The following is a 20,908-nucleotide window of genomic DNA, read 5'->3' on the forward strand; positions in this document are numbered from 1 at the left end:
CATCATATAGAAAAACATGGTGCGGCCAACAACCACAGCTGCCGCACCATGTCAATTTAGAATCTGCAAGAGTCTACGCTGCAAATAGGCGCACCCTGGCTGATATCATCCGTACAAACTTTGAAGGAGAGGATAGTGGTAGTAGGCGCTGCTACTAAACCGTTATTCATATCCTGTTTGGCACGGTTTAAACTTCCAATCTTGATCTTTCCAAGATCCAGTTTCTTTTCTGTTTTCTTTTTCATAAAAAATGCGGTTTTAGATTTTGAATAAACTGCTGTACTTAGTTTCTGCCATCCTGCGGAGGAGGACATTTGAAAAGACTGCAACCAGTGTAGGTAGGAGCGAGAGCCTGTTGGTTAGCAACTTCCTGTTTTGTGGTGCTCAGTCTGGCAATCTTGATCTTGCCAAGGGTAAGCTTCCTGCTTGACGCTTTTTTCATAGTTAACAAGTGGTTTAAATATTAAGAAATGAATGATATCCTTTAGCGGTCAGGTTTTATATGTGGGAATGAGGGCACGGTTTTCATTATTCTTAAAGATAAGGATAAAGCCTGCTTCACTTCATCACTGGAAAAGGGGATTTTCTGTTCTTTTTTTCCAGTAAATGAAATATCACCTTTTAAGGGGAGTTTCAAATGCGTGTATAAAGGTTATCTTTTTATCTGTATTCACATGACTTATGATAACCAATAAAGGCTTTTACCTGCTCAGATCTCCACTGCTGCCGGTAGATTTTTTAACCCGTTTTTTACAGCTTCCATATGCCGCACTGGCCGACGAGATTAAACAGACGTTTACAGCTCCTTACCTGGCGGAAGCCATCTACATCGCATCGCCGGAACTGAGCAATGAGTTGCGGAAATGGCAAGAGGGATTGCTAAAAGGAGAAAAAGATGTTAATAAACTGGTATTATCTCTCTTCAGATATCTGCTTCGAATGAGCACCCGCTGTACGCCATATGGCCTGTTTGCCGGTTGTGCTACAGGGGCTTTCGATATAAGCACCGCTATCCGGCTGGAAGCATTCCAGCAACACCGGAAATACTGCCGGCTGGACATGAACTATGTGGCAGAACTGGCTGAAAAGATTGCCCTGATACCAGCTGTGCAGGAACAGCTGCGCTATTTTCCGAACAACTCCATCTACAGAACGGGAGATACTTACCGGTATGCCGCATTCACCATTAAAAACAAATTCCGGCAGTATGATCTTACAGCTGTCAACTACTCTGCCTACCTGGAGCAAGTACTGGAAAAAGCTGCTGCAGGCACCACTATCGCGGAACTCTGTGCATATCTTACCGGTGAGGACATTTCCCCTGAGGAAGCCCGGGACTTTATACAGGAACTGATAGACAGTCAGATCCTTATCAGTGAACTGGAACCAACTATCACCGGTGAGGAATTTTTTCATATACTGATCAGGAAACTACAGGCACTCCAACACGCAGAAGGCATTCATGATACATTGTCTGCTATTCAACAGTTGCTTGGCATGCCTGCCATCGGCATTGATAAATACCTGCAAACGCATGCACTTGTTAAACAACTACTGCCAGATACCAACAATAAAGACCTGGTGCAGACGGACCTATTCCTTTCCACTGCTGCCAACACTATTGGCCAGCAGGTAATTACAGAAATACAGGAACAGGTAACGGCCTTATGGAAGCTACCGGCACCGGAACGGAGTGGTGATCTGCAAAACTTTATCAAGAGTTTCCTGGAGCGATATGAGGAGCAGGAAATACCACTGGCCATTGCACTGGATACCGAAACCGGCATTGGCTATGGTGCTTATACCAGTCATTATTCAGCCTATGTTCCACTACTGGATGATATTGTTATTAAAAATAATGCCAGTCCGGATTCCATCTCATGGAATAAGATGCGGCAATTCCAGCTGAAGCGGTACATGGAATGCCTGCAACAGCAACAGATGGAAATAGCACTAACAGATGCGGATATAGCAGATCTTTCGACCGCTGATGACAAACCTATTCCAGACAGCTTTTACGTGATGGGAAGCATCGTCAGTGAAAGTGCGCAGGCGGTAGACAATGGAGATTATCTGTTTGACTTCAGCTCCTGCGGAGGACCTTCTGCCGCCAATTTACTGGGAAGATTTTGTCATGGCGATGAGCTGCTGAAAGAAAAGGTACAGGAGTGTCTTACAGAAGAAGCGCTACTACATCCGGATGTGATCTATGCGGAGATCATTCACCTGCCGGAAGCAAGAACGGGGAATATACTACTGCGACCACAATTAAGAGACTACGAGATTGTATACCTTGGCAAGGGAAGTGTTGCTGCAGATCATCAGCTACCGGTAACAGACCTGATGGTAAAAGTGGAGAACAATACCGTTGTCCTGCGATCACGTAAATTCAATAAAAGAGTGGTCCCCCGTCTGAGCACCGCCCATAACTTTAGTGCAGGTAGCCTGCCTATGTATAAGTTCCTGTGCGACCTGCAGTTTCAGCAACTGCATCGTGCTACCGGCTGGCAATGGAATCTTCCGGTGGAGGCAAATTTTCTGCCACGGGTGCGCTATAAAAAATTCATCCTGCATAAATGCACCTGGAGCCTGCATAAGAAAGATTATCCATCACTGGCAAAACAGGCGGGTGTGCAGGAGCATTTCAGGCTGTTCCAGGACATCCGCCAGGCCTTATGTTTACCCAGGTACTTATCTATTACCGAAGGGGATAATGAGCTGTTTATTGACCTGGATAATGAGTATTGCGTGCATCTGCTGGTAAGCACGCTGCTTAAAAAAGAGGAGATCACCTTACAGGAGATATTACAGACGCCCGATCAATGCTGGATCACCGGACCAGGAGGACGATTCACTAATGAGTTGATCATTCCATTTAAGAGCAGTACAGAGAAGTCCGCGAAAGTAGCAATGCCGGCAACTGGATCATCACTCCCACAACGGCATTTTCCGCCTGGTAGTGAATGGCTATACGTAAAAATATATGCAGGTATCAATACAACTGAAAAGATCCTGAAAACAGTGATTAAGCCACTTGTGGAAGACCTCAGTGAAAGAGGCATCATAGATCAATGGTTCTTTATCCGGTATACGGATCCCGATGATCATATCAGGGTACGTTTCCACCATGCCACTGATAAAAACTTCTGGCAGACCGTGCTTGCTGAACTTTACCGTATCATTTCTCAGGAGATAGATCCGGGGCTTATTCATAAGATACAAACAGATACCTATATCCGTGAGATAGAGCGATATGGAGCACACACGATGGAATGGAGTGAGCGGATTTTCTCTTATGACAGCGGGGCGGTATTGGGCTGTATCGATCTGCTGGAAGGGGAAGAAGGAGAGCACTACAGGTGGCTGCTGGCCCTTCGGGGAGTGGAAATGTTATTACAGGATTTCGGCTATTCACTACAGGAGAAATCTGCCTTCCTGAAAAGACTACAATATCACTTCTTCCAGGAGTTTGGTGGCGGTCAGACATTACAGACCCAGCTAAACGGCAGCTACCGGAAGTATATGCGTCAGATCAGCAGTTTCCTGGATCCGGAACAGGATGGGAACAACGAAATAGAAGACGCTATTGCATTATTAGCCATAAGGTCATCCCGCATCCGGCAGGCGATACAGGATGCACCTGTTGAGAGATGGGATCACCTTATGGGCAGTTATATCCACATGTTCCTGAACAGGATGTTGTTATCCAACCAAAGGAAACAGGAACTGGTCATTTATCATTTCCTGAATAAATATTACGAATCCAGGCTGGCGATGCAGAAGAAACAGCTTATTTAGCACCATCCCAGAACAAGCGGGTCAGCTGTGCAATGACACCTTCGCGGATAGCGGTATCAGCTTTTGTATCGCTGACGAAAACAACGATACCATAGTGCTTTCCGTTAGGTAAGGTTACAATACCTACATCATTTGTAGCAGCAGTAATGCCATCAGCATTGGTATCGGAAGTACCTGTTTTATGTGCAACCACAGCACCTTCGGGGAGCATTCCTTTCATTCTTTTAGGGCCTGTAGTGGTTGCTGTCATCAGCTTCAGGAGAAAGTCATTACTGGATTTTGACAGATACTTACCGGTGTGTACGCCTTTCAACAGCTGCAACATAGCTACTGGTGATGACCAGTTAGTATACTGTACGCCCCATGCCTTTGACGCTTGCTCTTCCGTTGCCCTGATGGCAATACTGTCTATACCAAGACTATGAATGTACTTCTCCACATAGGCCGTACCTCCTACCAGGCGGAATAATAAATCACAACCGCTATTATCACTCTGGGACACCGTATATGCCAGGATATCGCTCAGCTTCATATCAGTGCCTTCCGGGAATTTCTCACGGATGGGGCTCCACATATTTGGCAACAGATCTTCTTTATAGATGTGGATGACCTGGCCGAGAGAAAACTTACCCTTGTCCACCTGGTCGAGTACGGCTAAGGCCAGGGGAAGTTTGAATACGCTCTGCATAGGAAAACGGTCCTTTCCATTCAGGGTAATGGTATCTCCGTCTTCCAGTGACATCATTGCCATTCCTACATGACCGTGGGCGGTCTGTGCGATGTCATGGATCTTCTTTCTGACAGTATTTTTCTGTGCAATGCTTTGAAGTGTAAGCAATAAAAAAGGCAGTACTACACTGCCGGATAAAATACGCTTCATCATTTAGGTCATTGTGCTTTATGTATCGGCTTCCGGTTTCATGCGCTTGTCAACCAATCGCTGCAGCAAGATAGCAAAATCTTTATCATTGGGAGGCATCAGGAATGTCTTATGGTTTCCCTTTACATTGTGAACCACGAGGCCTTTCAGCGCATATGATTTCCATCCCAGATAGATAGGATCGTCGAGGAAATACAGGCGCGTATCTACCCTGAAAAGATCAATTATACAGGCATTGGAAGGCTGCATATGATACTTGCGGTAGGCAGCTTCATATTTTGCATTGATCTTGTCTTCTGCACTATCGGTAGACGGAGGGTTCTGCAGGCCCATATATACAGCGAACTCATTGTATTTACGCTTGAAAAAAGCCTGCTGGTAGCGGATAGTTTCCATCGGCTGCCGCATCAGGGAGTTGGTCACAAACATTAACTTAGGGAACTGGCGTTTCACCTTCCTGATATACCTGGGCAATCCGGTTTCAAAATGCCCCCTGTTGTAAGCATAGGTATCAAACATCGCCAGCATTTTCACGTGCTTACCCATGGCCTGTAATTGCCGGGCCATTTCAAAAGCTACAATACCTCCGTAGGAATACCCGGCCAGGGCGTAAGTATCACCAAAGTCTTTTTCCAGCAATGCTGCTATGTATTCCGCGGCCATGTCTTCCAGCGTCTCAAAAGGCTCGTCTACGCCGTTCAGTCCCTTTGACTGAAAGCCATATACCGGCTGATCTGGATCTACGTTACGGGCAATGTTATTGAAGAGCAGCACATTCATGTCAAGCCCGTTCACAATAAAGATCGGCGGTTTATTGCCGGTAGGTTTTACAGGCACCAGGAGGTCCCAGGAAATGGACAACTCGTCCAGTTCCAGTTGACTGGCCAACTTTTCCACCGTATTCGCTGTAAACAGTCCGGCCAACGGTAGGCGCCTTCCTGTTTCTCTTTCCAACCGGGCCATGATCTGCATAGCAACGATAGATGTACCTCCAAGTTCAAAGAAATCGTCTTTGATACCTACCTGATCTATCTGTAACAGCTCGCTCCATATGTCAGCGATCAGCTGTTCCTGTTCCGTTCGGGGTGCAATATATACCCTGTTAGCCTTCTCCATTTCCTGCCTGATGGCTTCCAGAGCATTCCGGTCTACTTTCCCGTTGGGCGACAATGGAAAGGCTGGCAAGGTGACGAAGTTACTCGGGATCATATATTCCGGCAGTGTCCTTCTTAATGCTTTCTGCCATTCAGCGAACCTGGCTCGCTGGTCTTTCTCCAATACCACATAAGCTACCAGGCGTTCGTCTTTCGGCAATACCACAACGTCCTTTACCCCTTTTTGTTTACCAAGGGTGTGTTCGATCTCTCCCAGTTCAATCCGATATCCCCGGATCTTCACCTGGTGATCTATCCTACCCAGACATTGGATCTCTCCTCCATTAACGATCCTGCCCAGGTCGCCCGTTTTATACATTCGTACCCCAGGCATATCGGAGAAGGGATCGTCCATAAAGAGTTGTGCTGTCAATTCCGGTCTGTTGAGGTACCCTTTGCCCACGCCTACTCCTCCCACAAAGATTTCGCCGACCACGCCATCGGGTACCGGCCTTAACTGACTGTCCAGGATATAGGCATACATGTTACCTATAGGACGTCCGACGGTGATGATCTCATCATCACCGTGTATCTGCTTGAATGTTGCCCATACAGTGGTTTCTGTGGGGCCATACATATTCCACAGAGAGTCACACTTTTCCAACAGCTTTTCCGCCAGCTTCTTTGATAATGCTTCACCGCCAATCAACACTTTTATTGGTAATCTCTTATCCCACGACTCCAGCATCATCCTCCAGGTAGCGGGCGTGGCCTGCATGACCGTCACTCCCTGTTTTTTGACAATCTCCATCAGCAAGCGCGTGTCTTTCGAAGTTTGTGCATCGGTCAGAATGATCTCTGCCCCGGTGATCAGCGGGAGATATAATTCAAGGCCTGAAATATCAAAAGAAATAGTGGTAAGGGCCAGTACACGATCATTTTCATCCAGACCCGGTTCATATTGCATTTCTACCAGGAAATTCACCAGGCCCCGCTGTGTGATCTGCGCGCCTTTAGGTTTCCCTGTTGATCCGGAGGTGTATAATACATACACCAGGTTGTCCATATCGATGTCTATCTTCGGAGGAGTGGTAGGATACTGTAATGCCTGCCTGAGCAAGTCTTCTCTCAGGATCATCTTGCCTTTGTACTGGAACCTGTCGCCATATTTTTCCTCTGTGATCAGAAAGCATGCCCCTGTGTCTTCAAGCATGAATTCAATACGTGCCTGGGGATATTCGGGATCCAAAGGAACATAGGCTGCGCCCGATTTAATAATAGCCAGCATGATAACGACCATTTCAGGAGAACGGTCCACAGCCAGGCCAACGATACATCCGTGTTTGATACCGTATTCAGCCAGCAACCTCGCGTATTGGTTGACGGAATTAGTTAATTTATGATAAGTTAAAACATGATCCCTGAAACGTAATGCGATCTTATCGGGGTACAATAACGCTTTTTCATGGATGAGTTCTGGCAAAGAACGTAATTCCAGTGGATTCGAATTGCGATGGTCGTCCGATATGAGTATGGGATTCCGTTCAAATTTTGTTTGTCTATCCCACATAGGCCTTCAGATATGTAGTACTGATTTATATTCTTCAAACAAGGAAAAACAGATTTGGTTCAATATGTATAAAAAACATATCTCTATCCGATACTGTTACAATTGATACTGCTCAGGATGCCACCGAACAATTATCGATTCATGAGTCATCCCCCTGTTACATTAAAGCTCTGGTCGTTGTAAAAATTCTTTGTTGTTAACAATATAAAAATACGAAATAGGCAATATTATGAACATTAGAAAGACGGAATTTTCCTTCCGCATGGATAGATATAGGGTCGTTACAAAACCGTAATACCTTGTGTGAACCAAACAAATATTATACACATACAGACAGCTTGTAGTTACGCCATATAAAGCGCAAGAACCAAATTATAATGAGGATGGTGGCATAAAAAACTGCAGACGCTGGTTGTTTTCATTGCTGATAAGTTAAGCCAGATTTAATAAAGTAAACTATATTGCTTAGGTAACATACATTAAATGGTTTTGCTTTGAATACTACTGACTTTATCATCTGTTAAAACCTAAACCATAATGCGTCCCCAAAAATCATCTATCACATGCAAAATCTGCAATACGGCGGCCACGTACTATCCTCTTAGTATAAAAGGAAGTAACATTTTTTACTGCAGAAATTGTACTGCTTTTATAAAAGATGCAAGCTATTCAGATATAGAAACACACCTGGACAGCCGGGGATATACAAATCTGAAAAATGAAGAACTACTCAGACAAAAACGAAATCATTTCTTTGATTATATTTTAAATACAACAAGTAAATATACTACTGCTTCCACCTGGCTTGACTTTGGCTGCGCCTATGGACATTTGTTGCAAAAGCTCCACTCCCATGCAATACAGGCATACGGAGTGGAGATAAACAAAAAGTTATATGATCATTGCAATAATCAGGGGTTACAGGTGTTTACAGCAATGGAAACGCTACCACATAATCTACATTTTGACGTGATAAGTGCTATTGACTCTTTCTATTATGACCCGGAACCTATTAAGACTATTACATCTTTTCATCGTCACCTTACGGACAATGGAGTATTGATACTGCGCATCTCAAACCTTAACTGGCTGATGAAATGTTACAAGCTGTTAGGACTAAAATTACCTGACGGAGGAATGGGAGATGCTTTCATTGCTTATAATAAAAAGGCTATTAAGAGAGTATTGGAAACCGGGGGATTCAAGATTGTAAAGTATCAATATGCAGAAAAGGGGAAAAAACAGTCACAATTTCACAATCTATTTTACAAATTCACGCATATCGTTTCGATGTTAAATTTCTATAAGTGGCCTATTACCCCAGGCATCATTATTATTGCCCGCAAAGCCACTGAATAACGGCTCATTCTGCATGATATAGTTCATACTCCCGTTTCCCTTTTTTAATGTTTGACCAGGCCTGCCGGAGATCCTTCATTGAGTGATACATTGACTCGAATAGATTATCCCGCCATCTGTGCGAATGGAGTAAGACATGGAGTCCCTGATCAAGCTTTGTTTCCTGTATCTGATTATACATGTTCAGGATACGGACGAAGGTGTCCCTGGCATGAATCATATTGAACCTGCGGGTGAGGAAATACGCTTCTCCCAGCAAATTTGTTTCCTTTATCAGTTCCGGATATTCCAGTATCAACTCATTGTTCAGCAGATAGCCATTCTTTGGAAGAAAAAGCTCCGAGTGACCGCAGACACTCTTTATATCTATTCCGATTTTCCTGAACAGGTTTACTTCTTTGATAAATAGTTTCCTTGCTTCTGGGAAATTCCCATGACAACGATCCAGGCATTCATAATGGAACCCCACTTCATGGTTCAGGGATTGAATCTCCCGCATGATAGATGGGATGAAAACATTACGCCTCGTGTGAAAGTAGAAAGTTGCGGGAAAATCGATTTCGGATAATTTACGGGCGAATCTCAGCGCTATCTCTGGAGAATTCTCCACATCAAACCGTAAGAGGAGAATATTCTCTTTTTCCTCAAGATTGTACAGCTCCGAAATCTTATACACTTTTCTTTGAGTCCGCTGGGTAGCCAGAACGTTAAGAACGTTGGAGAAGATATAAGGTTTTAAACGCATGGTGATAGAATTTTACTTTAAAAGATCTTTGGTATATTTATTCGCATACTTGTAATTATTCATAACAGTGGTATCATAGACCATGGGACAGCCATGGCAGAAAGAATGCTCACCGCATTTTTCCGCATGACGGGAGTTTGACACGACCTTTCTTAGTTCCTGGTAGGGTGCGCCATTCCATACTTGCGATAAGCTGGAGTTAAATATGTTACCAAGGGAAGGAGACTTTAACTTTTTTTCTTTGTGATATTGTTCACCAAGCCGGTAAGTACAGCAGGGAATTACATCGCCATTATATTTGATGACTGTACCCATATAGGGCCAATGGCATCTCGGGATAGCCTTAGTCTTTTTGGGCCCTTTAATGGCAAAGGTGCCTGGATCATAATCAGTGTAGTTATGCAAGCTTCCCCAGAACGTGGTGAACTGGTCCACTCCCATTTCGGTGAACAAAGTGCGTGCTGTTTCTATATCGTGAACGTTATGCTGATACTTTATATATTGTACTTCAATTCTCGGATATTCAAGGTGCATGTCTTTCTTTAACCTGCAAATGCGCGTCAGATTATCTATCACTACATTAATCCTTCCTCCAACCCTTGTAATTTCATAGTCCTCCTGTTTTAGTCCGTCAATACAGATTGTCAGATGGGTGAGACCGCTTAGCACCAGTGCTTTTATCTTCTCGTCACTTAGGTTAAAAGAAAAATTAGAGCTTATATGAGTATTTAGTTTTGCCTTGCTTGCTATAGCGCACATTTGGGCAAGATCCGGATGAATAAGTGGATCTCCCAAATAGTACAATGATACCAGTGTTGTTTTGCCCTTAATTTCATCTATAATTCTGCTAAACTGGGCGATATCCATTTTCTGATCTGCAGTGAAGCTTTGCTTCTGTATGTCTGTATTGGAAGAAGATTTCGCATGTACACATACTGTACAGGACAAATTACAAAGAGGTGAAATATCAATTTTTACGATGATAGGTTTTGCATGTACTCTGTTTTGCTTGGTGAGAAAAGCTAAAATCGCTCCTGCGCTGTTTAATGCTTTAGAGACTGAGAGATTATCGATGAACCGGCCAAGCCGCCTTTTAATTAGCTTTTTGTAGCTAACTTTTCTGGTTGGGAATGTCATGTCTTGGGGTATTTGTAACTAAAATGGAATTTGAGTAATTGAATTTACAATTTTGTCACCATAAAAAAAATATTCATTCCAACAAATATTACCTGCTTAATTCATAACAAGAGCCTTGCTAATAATAAGCAAGTGAATAACATTACAACGGGTAGTACCTTATAAAAGTTCTTAATAACCTTCCGACAAAAGAATGTCAAAACAAGATGAGTAGTTCTTCATTCTTATTCAGGAATCTACTTACCGATGCAAAACTTACTGAAAATAAAATCCAACTGATCTTCATTCGTGATCTGTCCTGTGATCTCTCCCAGATAATGCAGGCATCTTCTGATATCAAGTGCCAACAGGTCTCCCGGCAACTGACTATCCAGGCCGAACCTTACATCCTGCAGGGCGTTGAGCACTTCCTGTAAAGCGGCATAATGACGTGCATTAGTTACAATGGTATCTTCGGTATTGATATTACCACTCATTACTTTTTGCACCAAGCGGTCTTTCAATTCCTGGATATGTTCATGTTGTTTGGCGGAGATAAACAGAATGTCTTCTATGCCGGCGAACTTAGTTGCCGCAGCAGGTAGTCCTATGATGTCAGTCTTATTACCTATCAGCAGATAATTGACACTCTCCTGCTGAAATGCTGACACCTGGGTCTGGAGATCGGCCAGAGAGGTCTCGTTTACATCAAACAGGTATAGCACAACACCGGCCTCTCTGATCTTCTCCATCGTCTTCTGCACGCCTATGCTTTCAATAATATCTGCACTTTCACGGATGCCGGCTGTATCGATAAGACGGAACAGCACTCCCTGTATGTTTAAGACTTCCTCTATCGTGTCGCGTGTAGTACCGGCAATGTCACTTACGATAGCCCTGTTTTCATTCAGGAGGGTATTCAGCAAGGTAGACTTACCTGCGTTAGGTTTGCCCACAATAGCGGTATTTACGCCGTTTTTGATCACGTTGCCCATACGGAAGGAATCGACCAGGTGTTTTACCACTTCGGTCGCTTCATTGATAACGCGATATAATTGGGTACGATCAGCAAATTCGACATCTTCCTGGCTAAAGTCCAGTTCCAGCTCAATCAATGCAGAAAAGCTGATCAGCTGTTCCCGGAGGGCATATAATTCCTTCGAAAAACCACCTCTCATCTGTTGCATCGCTGTCTGGTGACTGGCGGCGGAGTTACTGGCAATAAGGTCTGCGACTGATTCTGCCTGGGTAAGATCCAGTTTACCATTGAGGAATGCCCGCATAGTGTATTCCCCCGGCTTGGCCATTCGGGCGCCTGCGTGAATACAGGCGTCAATGATCTGCTGCTGGATATAGGGAGATCCATGACAAGATATTTCAACAATATCTTCCCCGGTATAAGAGCGGGGAGCCTTGTAAAGGCTTACTACCACTTCATCGATGGCTCGTCCGTTTTCAACAATAGATCCGAAATGAAGTGTGTGGCCTGCTTGCTGATGCAGGTCTTTTGCCGGGAACAATTTATCACAGATATCGATGGCTTTCGTTCCGTTCAGGCGGATCACCGCAATCGCTCCTATTCCTGGCGCTGTAGCCAGTGCTACAATTGTATCATCGTATCCTGTAAGATTATTCCCTAGCATAACATGTCAAATTCAGGCAGCAATATACCCAATAAATAAAAAATCCCAGTCCCGGTTGTACCGGTACTGGGATTTAAGTAAATATCCTTGGATCTGCTACTCTTGTAAAGTAAAGCGGATTGGCAGGTTGAACTGTACAGACACCTGACGGCCGTTCTGTTTACCAGCTTTCCATTTAGGCATTATTTTTACCACACGGATCGCTTCTTCTTCCAGACCACCGCCTTTTGCAGCGCCTACAGTTTTTACATCTTTGATGTTACCTTCAGAATCTACTACGAACTGTACAAACACAGTACCTGAGATCGCATTTTCCTGCGCAACGCGAGGATAGTGGATGTTTTTGCTCAGGAACTTAGCCAGCGCTTCTTCACCACCGGGGAAGGTAGGCGGCTGTTCTACGAACGTAAAGATTTCTTCTTTCGGAGGAGGAGGTGGAGCTTCTACCACACCAGTACCTTTACTGTCTTCCAGCAATCCCGGGTCGATACCGTTAGGATCACCTTCTACAGTTTTAGTGCTGATCGCCTTATTTTCAATATCCTTGATTTTTGGCGGAACTTCATCTTCCGGTACTTCTTCATCCTTCTTGATTACAGGAGGAGTGAATTGTACGGAAGGCTTCACCGGAGGTGGCGGAGCAGGAGGTGGTGGAGGTGGTGGTGGTGTTTTCGGATCATCCGGTAACTTCACGTCCTCCATCTTGATCTGCTCTATCACAGGCTTCCTGTTAGGGTTTTCCCTTTCAACCTTGAGTATGTAATTATTAATTGCATAACCTCCGATAACAAGCAACATCAGTGCAGCACTGCCTATTATGGCGTTGCGTACCCTTTTGTCGTACTGTCGTCTGAGATCATAAGCCCCATATTCTTTATTCCTGTTTTCAAACAGGATATCCAGAAAATCGGACTTTAAGATTTTAGCGGTATCCATTGTTTAAATTTTAAGGATGGATGCAAAAGTTAATTTGTCAATTACTTGGAGCCACCACCGCCGCCGTTAGCTGCTTCAGTCTGACGGATCCAGGTTTTATCCTGATCGCTGATGTCAACTGTTGCATAACGTTGAATACGGTTAATAGCCATTTCGTCCAGAATGTCAACGAAATCCTTGTATGTAGCGTCATCATCAGCTTTAATGATTACTACCACATCTTCAGGTTCACCTTTTGCATTTCTCGCCTTAGAAACCTCATCACGCTTTTTAATAATTACGTCTCTGATACCCCCTTTGTTGGCAAAGGTAGTAGCCTTGAAGAAGTCAGGATTGGCTGATGCATTCGGGTCTTGTGCCAAACCTTCGTAATAATATACCCGGTCTTTTTTGCCAAGCAGTATAGTGAGGGCAGTACTTTCCTTTACTTTATTCTGATCTTTTTCATCCTTTGTATCCTTTGGCATGATCAGGTCCATTGTCTTGGGCTTGCTCATGGTTGTAGTCAACATGAAGAAAGTGATCAGCAGAAAGCCAAGATCCACCATCGGAGTCATGTCTACGCGTGTAGACTGCTTCTTTGATTTCGTACCCTGGTGTTTGCCTTTACCGCCACTACTGCTGGTATCCATTTCTGCCATAGTAGCTCTTTTTTTAAGTTTTCAATAGCAACTCAACGCCGCAGCGCTGCCTGCTGTTTACTTTTAAATTGCTTTATTTCTCATCACGAGCTAAAGCAGCTGCTGTTCCTGGCGGAGGTGCCTCCAGATTTGTAACCAGGTTCAGTTTCTGGATCTTCTTATCCTTGAAGGTGTCCAGAATGTCCTTAATCTTAGGATAAGGAGTTTGGTTATCGGCCTTTACGCAGTACTGCAGTCTTGGGTTTCCACCCTGTGCAGATCTTGCATACTCGATCCATACCGCAACCTCATTATTAGCTGAGTCAGTTGGAATACCTACTTCCAGACCTGCTTTCTTACGCTCTTCCGGTTTCATGGAGAGATAAGATTTCAGGTTTTTGATTTCAGTTCCTACGCTGGCGCCAATGATAAAGTTGTTCATTTCCTTGTCACTCAGTCCGAGCTTGTACTGGTCATTCAGATCCTGAATCAGTTTCTGCCTTTTAGGCTGACCGTCCATACTGAAGAATACCCTACCGTCTTTATCCACTGTCAGCATGATCACGTCAGAATCCGGCAGCAGTTTAGTATTGATGGAAGACGGAGTTACCACAGTCACCGGCTCGTCCGGTTTAAATTTAGTAGCCAACATGAAGAACGTGAGCAGCAAGAAAGCCACGTCACACATCGCGGTCATATCAACCAGCGTGCTCTTCCTGGGCATTTTAACTTTAGGCATCTTTACTCCTTTTTAGGTTTACTTTATATAGATTCAAAACTGCTAGTTTTCCATACAAATAATTAAAAAATTATTTGTGGTTTGCAGCGAAGCTCTGAGTTAAAGTAAAACCAGACTCGTCGATTGCATAGGTGATGCTATCGATATTGGTAGTAAAGAAGTTATACATGATGATCGCGATAGCGGAAGTACCGATACCCAGAGCGGTGTTGATCAACGCCTCGGAGATACCTAACGCCAGTTTAGATGAATCTGGAGCACCAGAAGCAGACATCGCGGAGAAGGATTTGATCATACCCAATACTGTACCGAACAGACCTAACAGGGTAGCTACTGAAGCGATAGTGGACAGGAACACCAGGTTCTTTTCCATCATTGGCAGTTCCAGTGCTGTTGTTTCTTCGATCTCGTTCTTGATAGTCAGGATCTTCTGTTCAGTATCCAGCTCAGTGTTAGTGATCATTTCTTTGTACTTCTTCAGACCAGCCTTCATTACGTTACCTACAGAACCTTTCTGTTTGTCGCACTCAGCCAGCGCTGCGTCTACGTTTTTGTTAGCCAGGTGGAACTGAACTCTTCTTACCAGGTCAGCACCGCTGAACTTACCTTTAGCTTTACTGATATACAGGAAACGCTCAATTACGAAAGTGATACAGATCAATAATACAGAAATAAGAATAGGTACAATAGCACCACCCTGATAAACTGTTGCGAACCATTTTCCGATACCTTCTTCAACTGGATGCGCGCCTACAATACCACCCTGGAAGTTATCTGGGCTACCCAGTACGAACAGGTAAAAGAGAACACCTATAACTATACAGATAGGTACAGCCAGCAATGCGAATACATTGGATGACTTTTTAACTTGATGAGAAGTTGTTTTGGCAGAACCTGCAGTCACAGTTGTTTTAGTCTCAGCCATGTTGATTGAATTTTAGTGTTAAAGATTAAACTATTGTTTTTTGTTATTTCTGCAATATAAATACGTGATTCGCAAAGTTATACGGTTGACCCAAAAAAACAAGTGCAGCTCTCAAAATCTCACAAAATTTAACGCTTGCACTGAAGGCCGCCAGCAGCCGGCCTTACCATCTCCTGTTTTGTTGAGCAAACACTTTAATTGTTAAATACAACCTATTTCAAATAATGGGTTACGCCCCTTATGATTAATATCCTTGTAACCTGAAATTTATTGATTTTTTTCAAAGTTGGACGCACAATTTAAGAAATTTTTTAAATGTTCCAACAGAAATTTTCCGACGTGATTTTTTCCCCTATCCCGCTACCATCCGCACTTTGAGTCACTTTCAGCTCGCTTTGCCATCCTTACAACGCCACACAATTACAGTTATTTACATATCCGTTTTACCCTGTCTAACGTGGAACCTGCATGTCTTTAGCCGGTGTAAAACGTTTGCAATGGCGCTATTGCTGCATTTCATTCACTCTGTAATATAAGCATAAAAGATACCATATCAACAAATTTATTCATAGACGGCAAACACAGTGTCTCCCCCTATATGTCCCTCATTTACTCCCCTCCATTCCTGTAACATTTTAAGCGCTCATGGAATTCCCCGATAAGTTACTGCTTAATATGTGTATTTTCAACACCTACCTGCCTAAAATCTGGTTATTAGAAAACAAATGAACAAACACTTTATCCGTACCATAGCCATCACAAGCGCAGGTACGCTGTTATTGATGCTGACTATCAATCCACTATCAGCACAAAAGAGAAAAAAGACAGAGCAACCAACTATCGCAGCTAAAGATTCTACCGCCCGTCCGCCTATGCCTGCTAAAAGCAGCCCTAAAACCGCTCCAAAAAAATTCGGAGAGGTGATCACTCCCGCCGCCATAGCAGATTCCGGCCTGTTCAATATCTACAAACAGGATGACAAGGTATTCTTCGAAATTGCTGATTCCCTCCTGAGTAGAGATGTATTGGTCGTGAACCGTATCTCCAAATCTGCCGCCGGCCTGCGTTCCTCTATGATGGGATATAGCGGCGATGAAATCGGAGAAAATGTCATCCGCTTTGAAAAAGGCCCCAACAACAGGATCTTTCTGAAAAACATTTCCTATGCTGAGATCTCGAAAGATTCCAGTCAGCCAATGTTTAACGCTGTCATGAATTCCAATATACAGCCCATTGCTGCTGCGTTTGATATTAAAGCGATATCTGATAATGGCAATAGCACAGTCATAGATCTGACAGATTTTATACAAGGTGATAATGACATCTTCTTTTTTGATTCCCGTGTTAAGGCCGGTCTGAAACTGGGCGCTGTACAACAGGATAAATCTTATATAGTCGATGTCAAATCCTACCCGATCAATACTGAGATCAAAACTGTTAAAACCTATTCGAAATCAGGCGGACCACAAGGACCAGGCGCACCTGTGCCAGGAGGGAATGCCACCCTGGAACTAAACTCTTCCATGATCCTGCTTCCCGCTGTTCCCATGCAGTCCCGGTATTTCGATCCACGTGTGGGTTTCTTTACTACATCCTTAACTGATTTCGACCTCGATCCACAGGGCGTAAAACGCCTGTCCATGGTAACCCGCTGGCGGCTCGAACCTAAACCGGAAGACCTGGAGAAATATAAACGGGGCGAACTGGTGGAGCCTGCCAAGCCGATCATCTTTTACATTGATCCCGCAACGCCGAAAAAATGGGTACCCTACCTTATTCAAGGAGTTAACGACTGGCAGTCTGCCTTTGAAAAGGCTGGTTTCAAGAATGCTATCATAGCAAAAGTGGCTCCCACCCACGAACAGGACTCTACCTGGAGCCTTGAAGATGCACGCTTCTCTGCCATCGTATATAAACCTTCTGATATTCCGAATGCAAGTGGTCCTCATATTCACGATCCACGTTCAGGAGAGATTATGGAAAGCCATATTAACTGGTATCATAACGTGATGCGTCTGCTGCGTAACTGGTACTTTGTACAATGCTCTCCTACCGATCCACGGGCCCGGAATATGCAGTTCAATGATACCCTGATGGGAGAACTTATCAGATTTGTTTCATCCCACGAAGTAGGCCATACACTCGGTCTGCGTCACAACTTCGGTTCCAGCGCTGCCTACCCTGTGGAGAAACTGAGAGATAAAGCATGGGTAAGAGAGAATGGACACGCTCCTTCTATCATGGACTATGCCCGCTTTAACTATGTTGCTCAACCGGAAGATGGCATTACCGGAAGCGATCTTTACCCACGTATTAATTTCTACGATAAATGGGCCATTGAATGGGGCTATCGCCTGATCCCCGGTGCTAAAGGTCCGGAAGATGAGAAAGCTATCCTTAACAAATGGACTATTGAAAAATTAAAAGATAAGAAATACTGGTTCGGAACAGAGATGAATCCAGACGATCCAAGATCTCAGAATGAAGACCTTGGCGACAATGCTATGAAAGCTGGCAGCTATGGTATTAAGAATCTGCAGCGCATCATTCCTAATCTGCTCACCTGGACCAAAGAGGATAACGAAGGTTATGCAAATCTTACTGAACTGTACCGCGAGGTGAATACCCAGTTCGGCCGATACCTGGGGCATGCTGCCAAAAACATCGGAGGTATCTATGAAACACCTAAAACGGTGGAGCAGGAAGGCGGTATTTATGAAGCTGTTCCCAAAACTATTCAACTGGAAGCCGTACAATTCCTCAACGAGCAGGTATTTACAACACCTAAATGGTTGCTGAATAAAGACATTCTTTCCCGCACCGGAAATAATGCTACCGCTATCATCAGCGCACGCCAGACACCGGTATTAGACAGGATACTGAGTGCGACTACGCTGACTAAGCTAATCAACAATGAGGCTAATGACGGTCCTGAAAGTTATCAGGCAGCTACTTTCCTCAATGATGTGAAAAAAGGCATCTTCAGTGAAATATATACACGGAAAAATATCGATGTCTTCCGTCGTAACCTGCAGAAATCATATGTTCAGCATATCATTCAATTAATATCATCAGGCGATTCCCAGCTTAGTAATCCGATGATGATCATGTTTGGCGTACAACCGGCAGATCCAACCAAATCTGATGTCAGCAGTATTGCCCGCGCCCATCTCGTATCATTACGTACAGATATCCGTGCCGCCGCCGCTGCTTCTCCGGATGCATTAAGCCGTTATCACCTTACAGATCTTGCCGAGAGGATCACCCAGGCGCTTGAGCCTAAATAATACTACTCATATGCATGAAAGAGGAAGGTCTGGCATTACCAGACCTTCCTCTTTTTTTATGTGATAATATTTAACTCGATGAAAATAATGCGGTTGCTTCTTATTAAAGTTGCTCAATATATCGCTATATTTATATACTGAACCTCAAGAATGTGAAAGAACGAAGTACCAAGATCACCATTTACGATATTGCCAGAGTGCTTAATTTATCTGCTTCCACGGTTTCGAGAGCATTACAGAACAATAAGCTGATCAACCAGGAAACCAGGGACAAAGTACGGCAAACAGCCACTGAAATGGGCTATGTTCCCAACTGGATTGCATCCAGTCTGAGAAGGAACCGTTCCAATATCATAGGATTGATAGTCCCGCGTACTTCCATGTATTTTCAAAGTACAGCGATCAGTGGTATTCAACATGAAGCACACAGGTATGGCTTCAGTATTGTGATAGGCCAGTCTGATGATACACTTGAAATGGAAAAAGAACTGGTAAATACCTTCTTTTCCCTGCGTGTGGACGGATTACTTGCAGTATCATCTATGTTTACAACTGCCTTTGAACATTTTACTCCTTTTATTAAGAACAATATTCCGCTTGTCTTCTATGACCGCGTTCCTGCAGACTTTCCCGGGTATACCATTACAGGAGATGATTTCAAAGGAGGCTTTTTGGCCACTGAACATCTTATCAGGCAGGGATGTAAACGGATCGCACACTTCTCCGGTAATCTAACCTGTAACCTCTACCAGCAACGCCTGCTCGGTTACAAGGCGGCACTGGAGAAATACAGTGTACCTTTTGATGAGCGTTTTCTATACGTGCACAACCTGACATCTGAAGCTGCCACTACTGCCTCCAGAGAACTGCTATCTAAAGATGAATATCCCGATGGACTCTTTGCCGCCAATGACACTTCTGCAGTAGCATTTATTCAGGAAGCAAAACGGCAACAGGTAGCTGTTCCGGGCGACATCAGGGTAGTGGGATACTCTAATGACCAGTCATCCAGGATTATCACACCTGCACTTACGACTATCGAACAATCCGGATATGAAATGGGAGAAAAAGCTGTAGACACTATCGTGAAACTGATCAACTACGGCGATACTATGAAAATCACGAAACACTTTGTATTTCCCGTTGAATTAATAGAACGGGAATCCAGCCAGTAACATTCAAAAACTATTTAAGCCTTATATTTTATGCGAAACTATCTCAACCTGACGATGTTTGCTTGTTGCAGCGTCGTCACATTCTCTGCGTGTAATCAGCATATCTATGTTCCGAATACCGTCAATGAACCGCTTTTAAAAGAGAAACATGAATTCAAAGGAAGTGTCTCCCCCAGCAACTACCAGGCAGCTTTCGCCCTTACCAATCACGTTGCAGTGATGGCCAACGGCCAGTATGTATATGACTTCCTCGATGGCGGCAATGATGAAGGATCAGATGTTATTGTAGACAGTGATACCAGAGGAGGCGTAATAGAGGGTGCTGTGGGCTACTTTACGCCCTTAGATCAAAAGAAAAGAATGGTGTTTGACGTATATGGCGGTTATGGAAAAGGCAGCTTTAAAACGCTCGCGGATGCGTATCAAAGCAGCAATAACAGAGTTGTGAATGACTACCTGCTCAGAACACATTTCAACAAGTACTTCATTCAGCCAGGTATCGGCTTCTCTCATCCTGTTATTGAAGCCGCATTCACATCCCGCATCTCCCTCGTAAAGTTTCACAACCTGTACGCAGGCTCTAAAGCTTTCGAAACTGACTCAGCGGAAAGGTCGAATTACATGAGTATCGGTAATAAAGTACTGCCCTTGTACGAGCCAGCGTTTACCTTCCGCGTAGGATATAAGTATGTAAAATTTCAGATGCAGCTATTATTTTCTCTGCTGATAAACGATGAGGCTTATGGGGGATATAATATCGACGATTATTTTCAGCCTGTAGCATTGAACATGGGAGTATCTGTCAATATCGCACACTGGTATGATGACTTCAGGAAAAAAAGAAGATAAAAACCTGCAATTAAAACAGGCATAAAATAAAAAAGCTCCGAGACGTTTGTCCGGAGCTTTTTTAAATAAATATGGCGGCTACCTACTCTCCCGCATGATAGTGCAGTACCATCGGCCATGAGGGGCTTAACTTCTCTGTTCGGAATGGGAAGAGGTGAACACCCTCGGCATA

General features: G+C 43.9%; 16 protein-coding genes and 1 rRNA gene. 5 read left to right on the plus strand and 12 right to left on the minus strand.

Annotated features, from left to right (window positions below; all coding sequences use genetic code 11):
- Positions 1–56: 56 nt before the first annotated feature.
- Together CLV42_RS22815 and CLV42_RS34000 are read right to left on the minus strand one after the other, a co-directional pair.
- On the minus strand, positions 57–245 hold the full coding sequence (locus CLV42_RS22815) for a hypothetical protein (protein ID WP_106604227.1): 189 nt from the start codon (positions 243–245) through the stop codon (positions 57–59).
- A 38-nt stretch (positions 246–283) separates the two neighbouring features.
- A complete protein-coding gene (locus CLV42_RS34000; protein ID WP_170117613.1) occupies positions 284–442 on the minus strand; it encodes a hypothetical protein in 159 nt (52 codons plus the stop codon).
- A gap of 239 nt (positions 443–681) precedes the next feature.
- Here CLV42_RS34000 and CLV42_RS22820 point away from each other — a divergent pair, with 239 nt between their 5' ends.
- Positions 682–3,798: a lantibiotic dehydratase gene (locus CLV42_RS22820; RefSeq protein WP_106604228.1), complete on the plus strand. Its 3,117-nt coding sequence runs from the start codon at positions 682–684 to the stop codon at positions 3,796–3,798.
- Here CLV42_RS22820 and bla read toward each other — a convergent pair.
- Entirely contained in the window at positions 3,791–4,681 is an 891-nt protein-coding gene (gene bla / locus CLV42_RS22825; RefSeq protein WP_211303517.1) for a class A beta-lactamase, subclass A2, read from the minus strand. The genes CLV42_RS22820 and bla overlap by 8 nt on opposite strands.
- 15 nt (positions 4,682–4,696) lie before the next feature.
- A complete protein-coding gene (locus CLV42_RS22830) occupies positions 4,697–7,342 on the minus strand; it encodes a non-ribosomal peptide synthetase (protein ID WP_106604229.1) in 2,646 nt (881 codons plus the stop codon).
- Positions 7,343–7,879: 537 nt separating this feature from the next.
- Between CLV42_RS22830 and CLV42_RS22835 the strand changes: the two genes are divergently transcribed.
- Positions 7,880–8,701, plus strand: a complete 822-nt coding sequence (locus CLV42_RS22835; protein ID WP_106604230.1) for a class I SAM-dependent methyltransferase — start codon at positions 7,880–7,882, stop codon at positions 8,699–8,701.
- 4 nt (positions 8,702–8,705) lie between these two features.
- Here CLV42_RS22835 and CLV42_RS22840 read toward each other — a convergent pair whose 3' ends face one another.
- The 7 genes from CLV42_RS22840 to CLV42_RS22870 all read right to left on the minus strand — a co-directional run bounded on the left by CLV42_RS22840 (position 8,706) and on the right by CLV42_RS22870 (position 15,425).
- Positions 8,706–9,446 carry a polysaccharide deacetylase family protein gene (locus CLV42_RS22840; RefSeq protein ID WP_106604231.1) on the minus strand — a complete coding sequence of 247 codons (741 nt, stop codon included), beginning with the start codon at positions 9,444–9,446 and terminating at the stop codon, positions 8,706–8,708.
- A gap of 12 nt (positions 9,447–9,458) precedes the next feature.
- Positions 9,459–10,583 carry a radical SAM/SPASM domain-containing protein gene (locus CLV42_RS22845; protein ID WP_106604232.1) on the minus strand — a complete coding sequence of 375 codons (1,125 nt, stop codon included), beginning with the start codon at positions 10,581–10,583 and terminating at the stop codon, positions 9,459–9,461.
- A gap of 236 nt (positions 10,584–10,819) precedes the next feature.
- Positions 10,820–12,205 (minus strand): tRNA uridine-5-carboxymethylaminomethyl(34) synthesis GTPase MnmE, encoded by a 1,386-nt coding sequence (gene mnmE / locus CLV42_RS22850; protein ID WP_106604233.1) that lies wholly within the window; start codon positions 12,203–12,205, stop codon positions 10,820–10,822.
- A 96-nt stretch (positions 12,206–12,301) separates the two neighbouring features.
- Entirely contained in the window at positions 12,302–13,141 is an 840-nt protein-coding gene (locus CLV42_RS22855; protein ID WP_106604234.1) for an energy transducer TonB, read from the minus strand.
- 41 nt (positions 13,142–13,182) lie between these two features.
- Positions 13,183–13,782 (minus strand): ExbD/TolR family protein, encoded by a 600-nt coding sequence (locus tag CLV42_RS22860; protein WP_106604235.1) that lies wholly within the window; start codon positions 13,780–13,782, stop codon positions 13,183–13,185.
- 73 nt (positions 13,783–13,855) lie between these two features.
- Positions 13,856–14,500, minus strand: coding sequence for an ExbD/TolR family protein (locus tag CLV42_RS22865; RefSeq protein ID WP_106604236.1), 645 nt, complete (start codon positions 14,498–14,500; stop codon positions 13,856–13,858).
- Between the two features lie 70 nt (positions 14,501–14,570).
- Positions 14,571–15,425 carry a MotA/TolQ/ExbB proton channel family protein gene (locus tag CLV42_RS22870; RefSeq protein WP_106604237.1) on the minus strand — a complete coding sequence of 285 codons (855 nt, stop codon included), beginning with the start codon at positions 15,423–15,425 and terminating at the stop codon, positions 14,571–14,573.
- A gap of 725 nt (positions 15,426–16,150) precedes the next feature.
- On the opposite strand from CLV42_RS22870, the gene CLV42_RS22875 reads away from it, so the two are divergent.
- The 3 genes from CLV42_RS22875 to CLV42_RS22885 all read left to right on the plus strand — a co-directional run bounded on the left by CLV42_RS22875 (position 16,151) and on the right by CLV42_RS22885 (position 20,736).
- A complete protein-coding gene (locus CLV42_RS22875) occupies positions 16,151–18,712 on the plus strand; it encodes a zinc-dependent metalloprotease (protein ID WP_106604238.1) in 2,562 nt (853 codons plus the stop codon).
- 152 nt (positions 18,713–18,864) lie between these two features.
- Positions 18,865–19,887, plus strand: coding sequence for a LacI family DNA-binding transcriptional regulator (locus tag CLV42_RS22880; RefSeq protein ID WP_106604239.1), 1,023 nt, complete (start codon positions 18,865–18,867; stop codon positions 19,885–19,887).
- Between the two features lie 30 nt (positions 19,888–19,917).
- Positions 19,918–20,736 (plus strand): hypothetical protein, encoded by an 819-nt coding sequence (locus CLV42_RS22885; RefSeq protein WP_106604240.1) that lies wholly within the window; start codon positions 19,918–19,920, stop codon positions 20,734–20,736.
- A 69-nt stretch (positions 20,737–20,805) separates the two neighbouring features.
- Here CLV42_RS22885 and rrf read toward each other — a convergent pair.
- Positions 20,806–20,908 (minus strand): 5S ribosomal RNA (rrf, locus tag CLV42_RS22890); the annotation flags it as partial.

Origin of the sequence: Chitinophaga ginsengisoli (genome assembly GCF_003014595.1) — a bacterium.
GTDB lineage: Bacteria > Bacteroidota > Bacteroidia > Chitinophagales > Chitinophagaceae > Chitinophaga > Chitinophaga ginsengisoli.

What these genes read in the sequence shown, in the direction of transcription:
- CLV42_RS22815 (WP_106604227.1), bottom strand. Translation starts at nt 245, where the DNA reads ATGAAAAAGAAAACAGAAAAGAAACTGGATCTTGGAAAGATCAAGATT.
- CLV42_RS34000 (WP_170117613.1), bottom strand. Translation starts at nt 442, where the DNA reads ATGAAAAAAGCGTCAAGCAGGAAGCTTACCCTTGGCAAGATCAAGATT.
- CLV42_RS22820 (WP_106604228.1), top strand. Translation starts at nt 682, where the DNA reads ATGATAACCAATAAAGGCTTTTACCTGCTCAGATCTCCACTGCTGCCG.
- bla (WP_211303517.1), bottom strand. Translation starts at nt 4,681, where the DNA reads ATGATGAAGCGTATTTTATCCGGCAGTGTAGTACTGCCTTTTTTATTG.
- CLV42_RS22830 (WP_106604229.1), bottom strand. Translation starts at nt 7,342, where the DNA reads ATGTGGGATAGACAAACAAAATTTGAACGGAATCCCATACTCATATCG.
- CLV42_RS22835 (WP_106604230.1), top strand. Translation starts at nt 7,880, where the DNA reads ATGCGTCCCCAAAAATCATCTATCACATGCAAAATCTGCAATACGGCG.
- CLV42_RS22840 (WP_106604231.1), bottom strand. Translation starts at nt 9,446, where the DNA reads ATGCGTTTAAAACCTTATATCTTCTCCAACGTTCTTAACGTTCTGGCT.
- CLV42_RS22845 (WP_106604232.1), bottom strand. Translation starts at nt 10,583, where the DNA reads ATGACATTCCCAACCAGAAAAGTTAGCTACAAAAAGCTAATTAAAAGG.
- mnmE (WP_106604233.1), bottom strand. Translation starts at nt 12,205, where the DNA reads ATGCTAGGGAATAATCTTACAGGATACGATGATACAATTGTAGCACTG.
- CLV42_RS22855 (WP_106604234.1), bottom strand. Translation starts at nt 13,141, where the DNA reads ATGGATACCGCTAAAATCTTAAAGTCCGATTTTCTGGATATCCTGTTT.
- CLV42_RS22860 (WP_106604235.1), bottom strand. Translation starts at nt 13,782, where the DNA reads ATGGCAGAAATGGATACCAGCAGTAGTGGCGGTAAAGGCAAACACCAG.
- CLV42_RS22865 (WP_106604236.1), bottom strand. Translation starts at nt 14,500, where the DNA reads ATGCCTAAAGTTAAAATGCCCAGGAAGAGCACGCTGGTTGATATGACC.
- CLV42_RS22870 (WP_106604237.1), bottom strand. Translation starts at nt 15,425, where the DNA reads ATGGCTGAGACTAAAACAACTGTGACTGCAGGTTCTGCCAAAACAACT.
- CLV42_RS22875 (WP_106604238.1), top strand. Translation starts at nt 16,151, where the DNA reads ATGAACAAACACTTTATCCGTACCATAGCCATCACAAGCGCAGGTACG.
- CLV42_RS22885 (WP_106604240.1), top strand. Translation starts at nt 19,918, where the DNA reads ATGCGAAACTATCTCAACCTGACGATGTTTGCTTGTTGCAGCGTCGTC.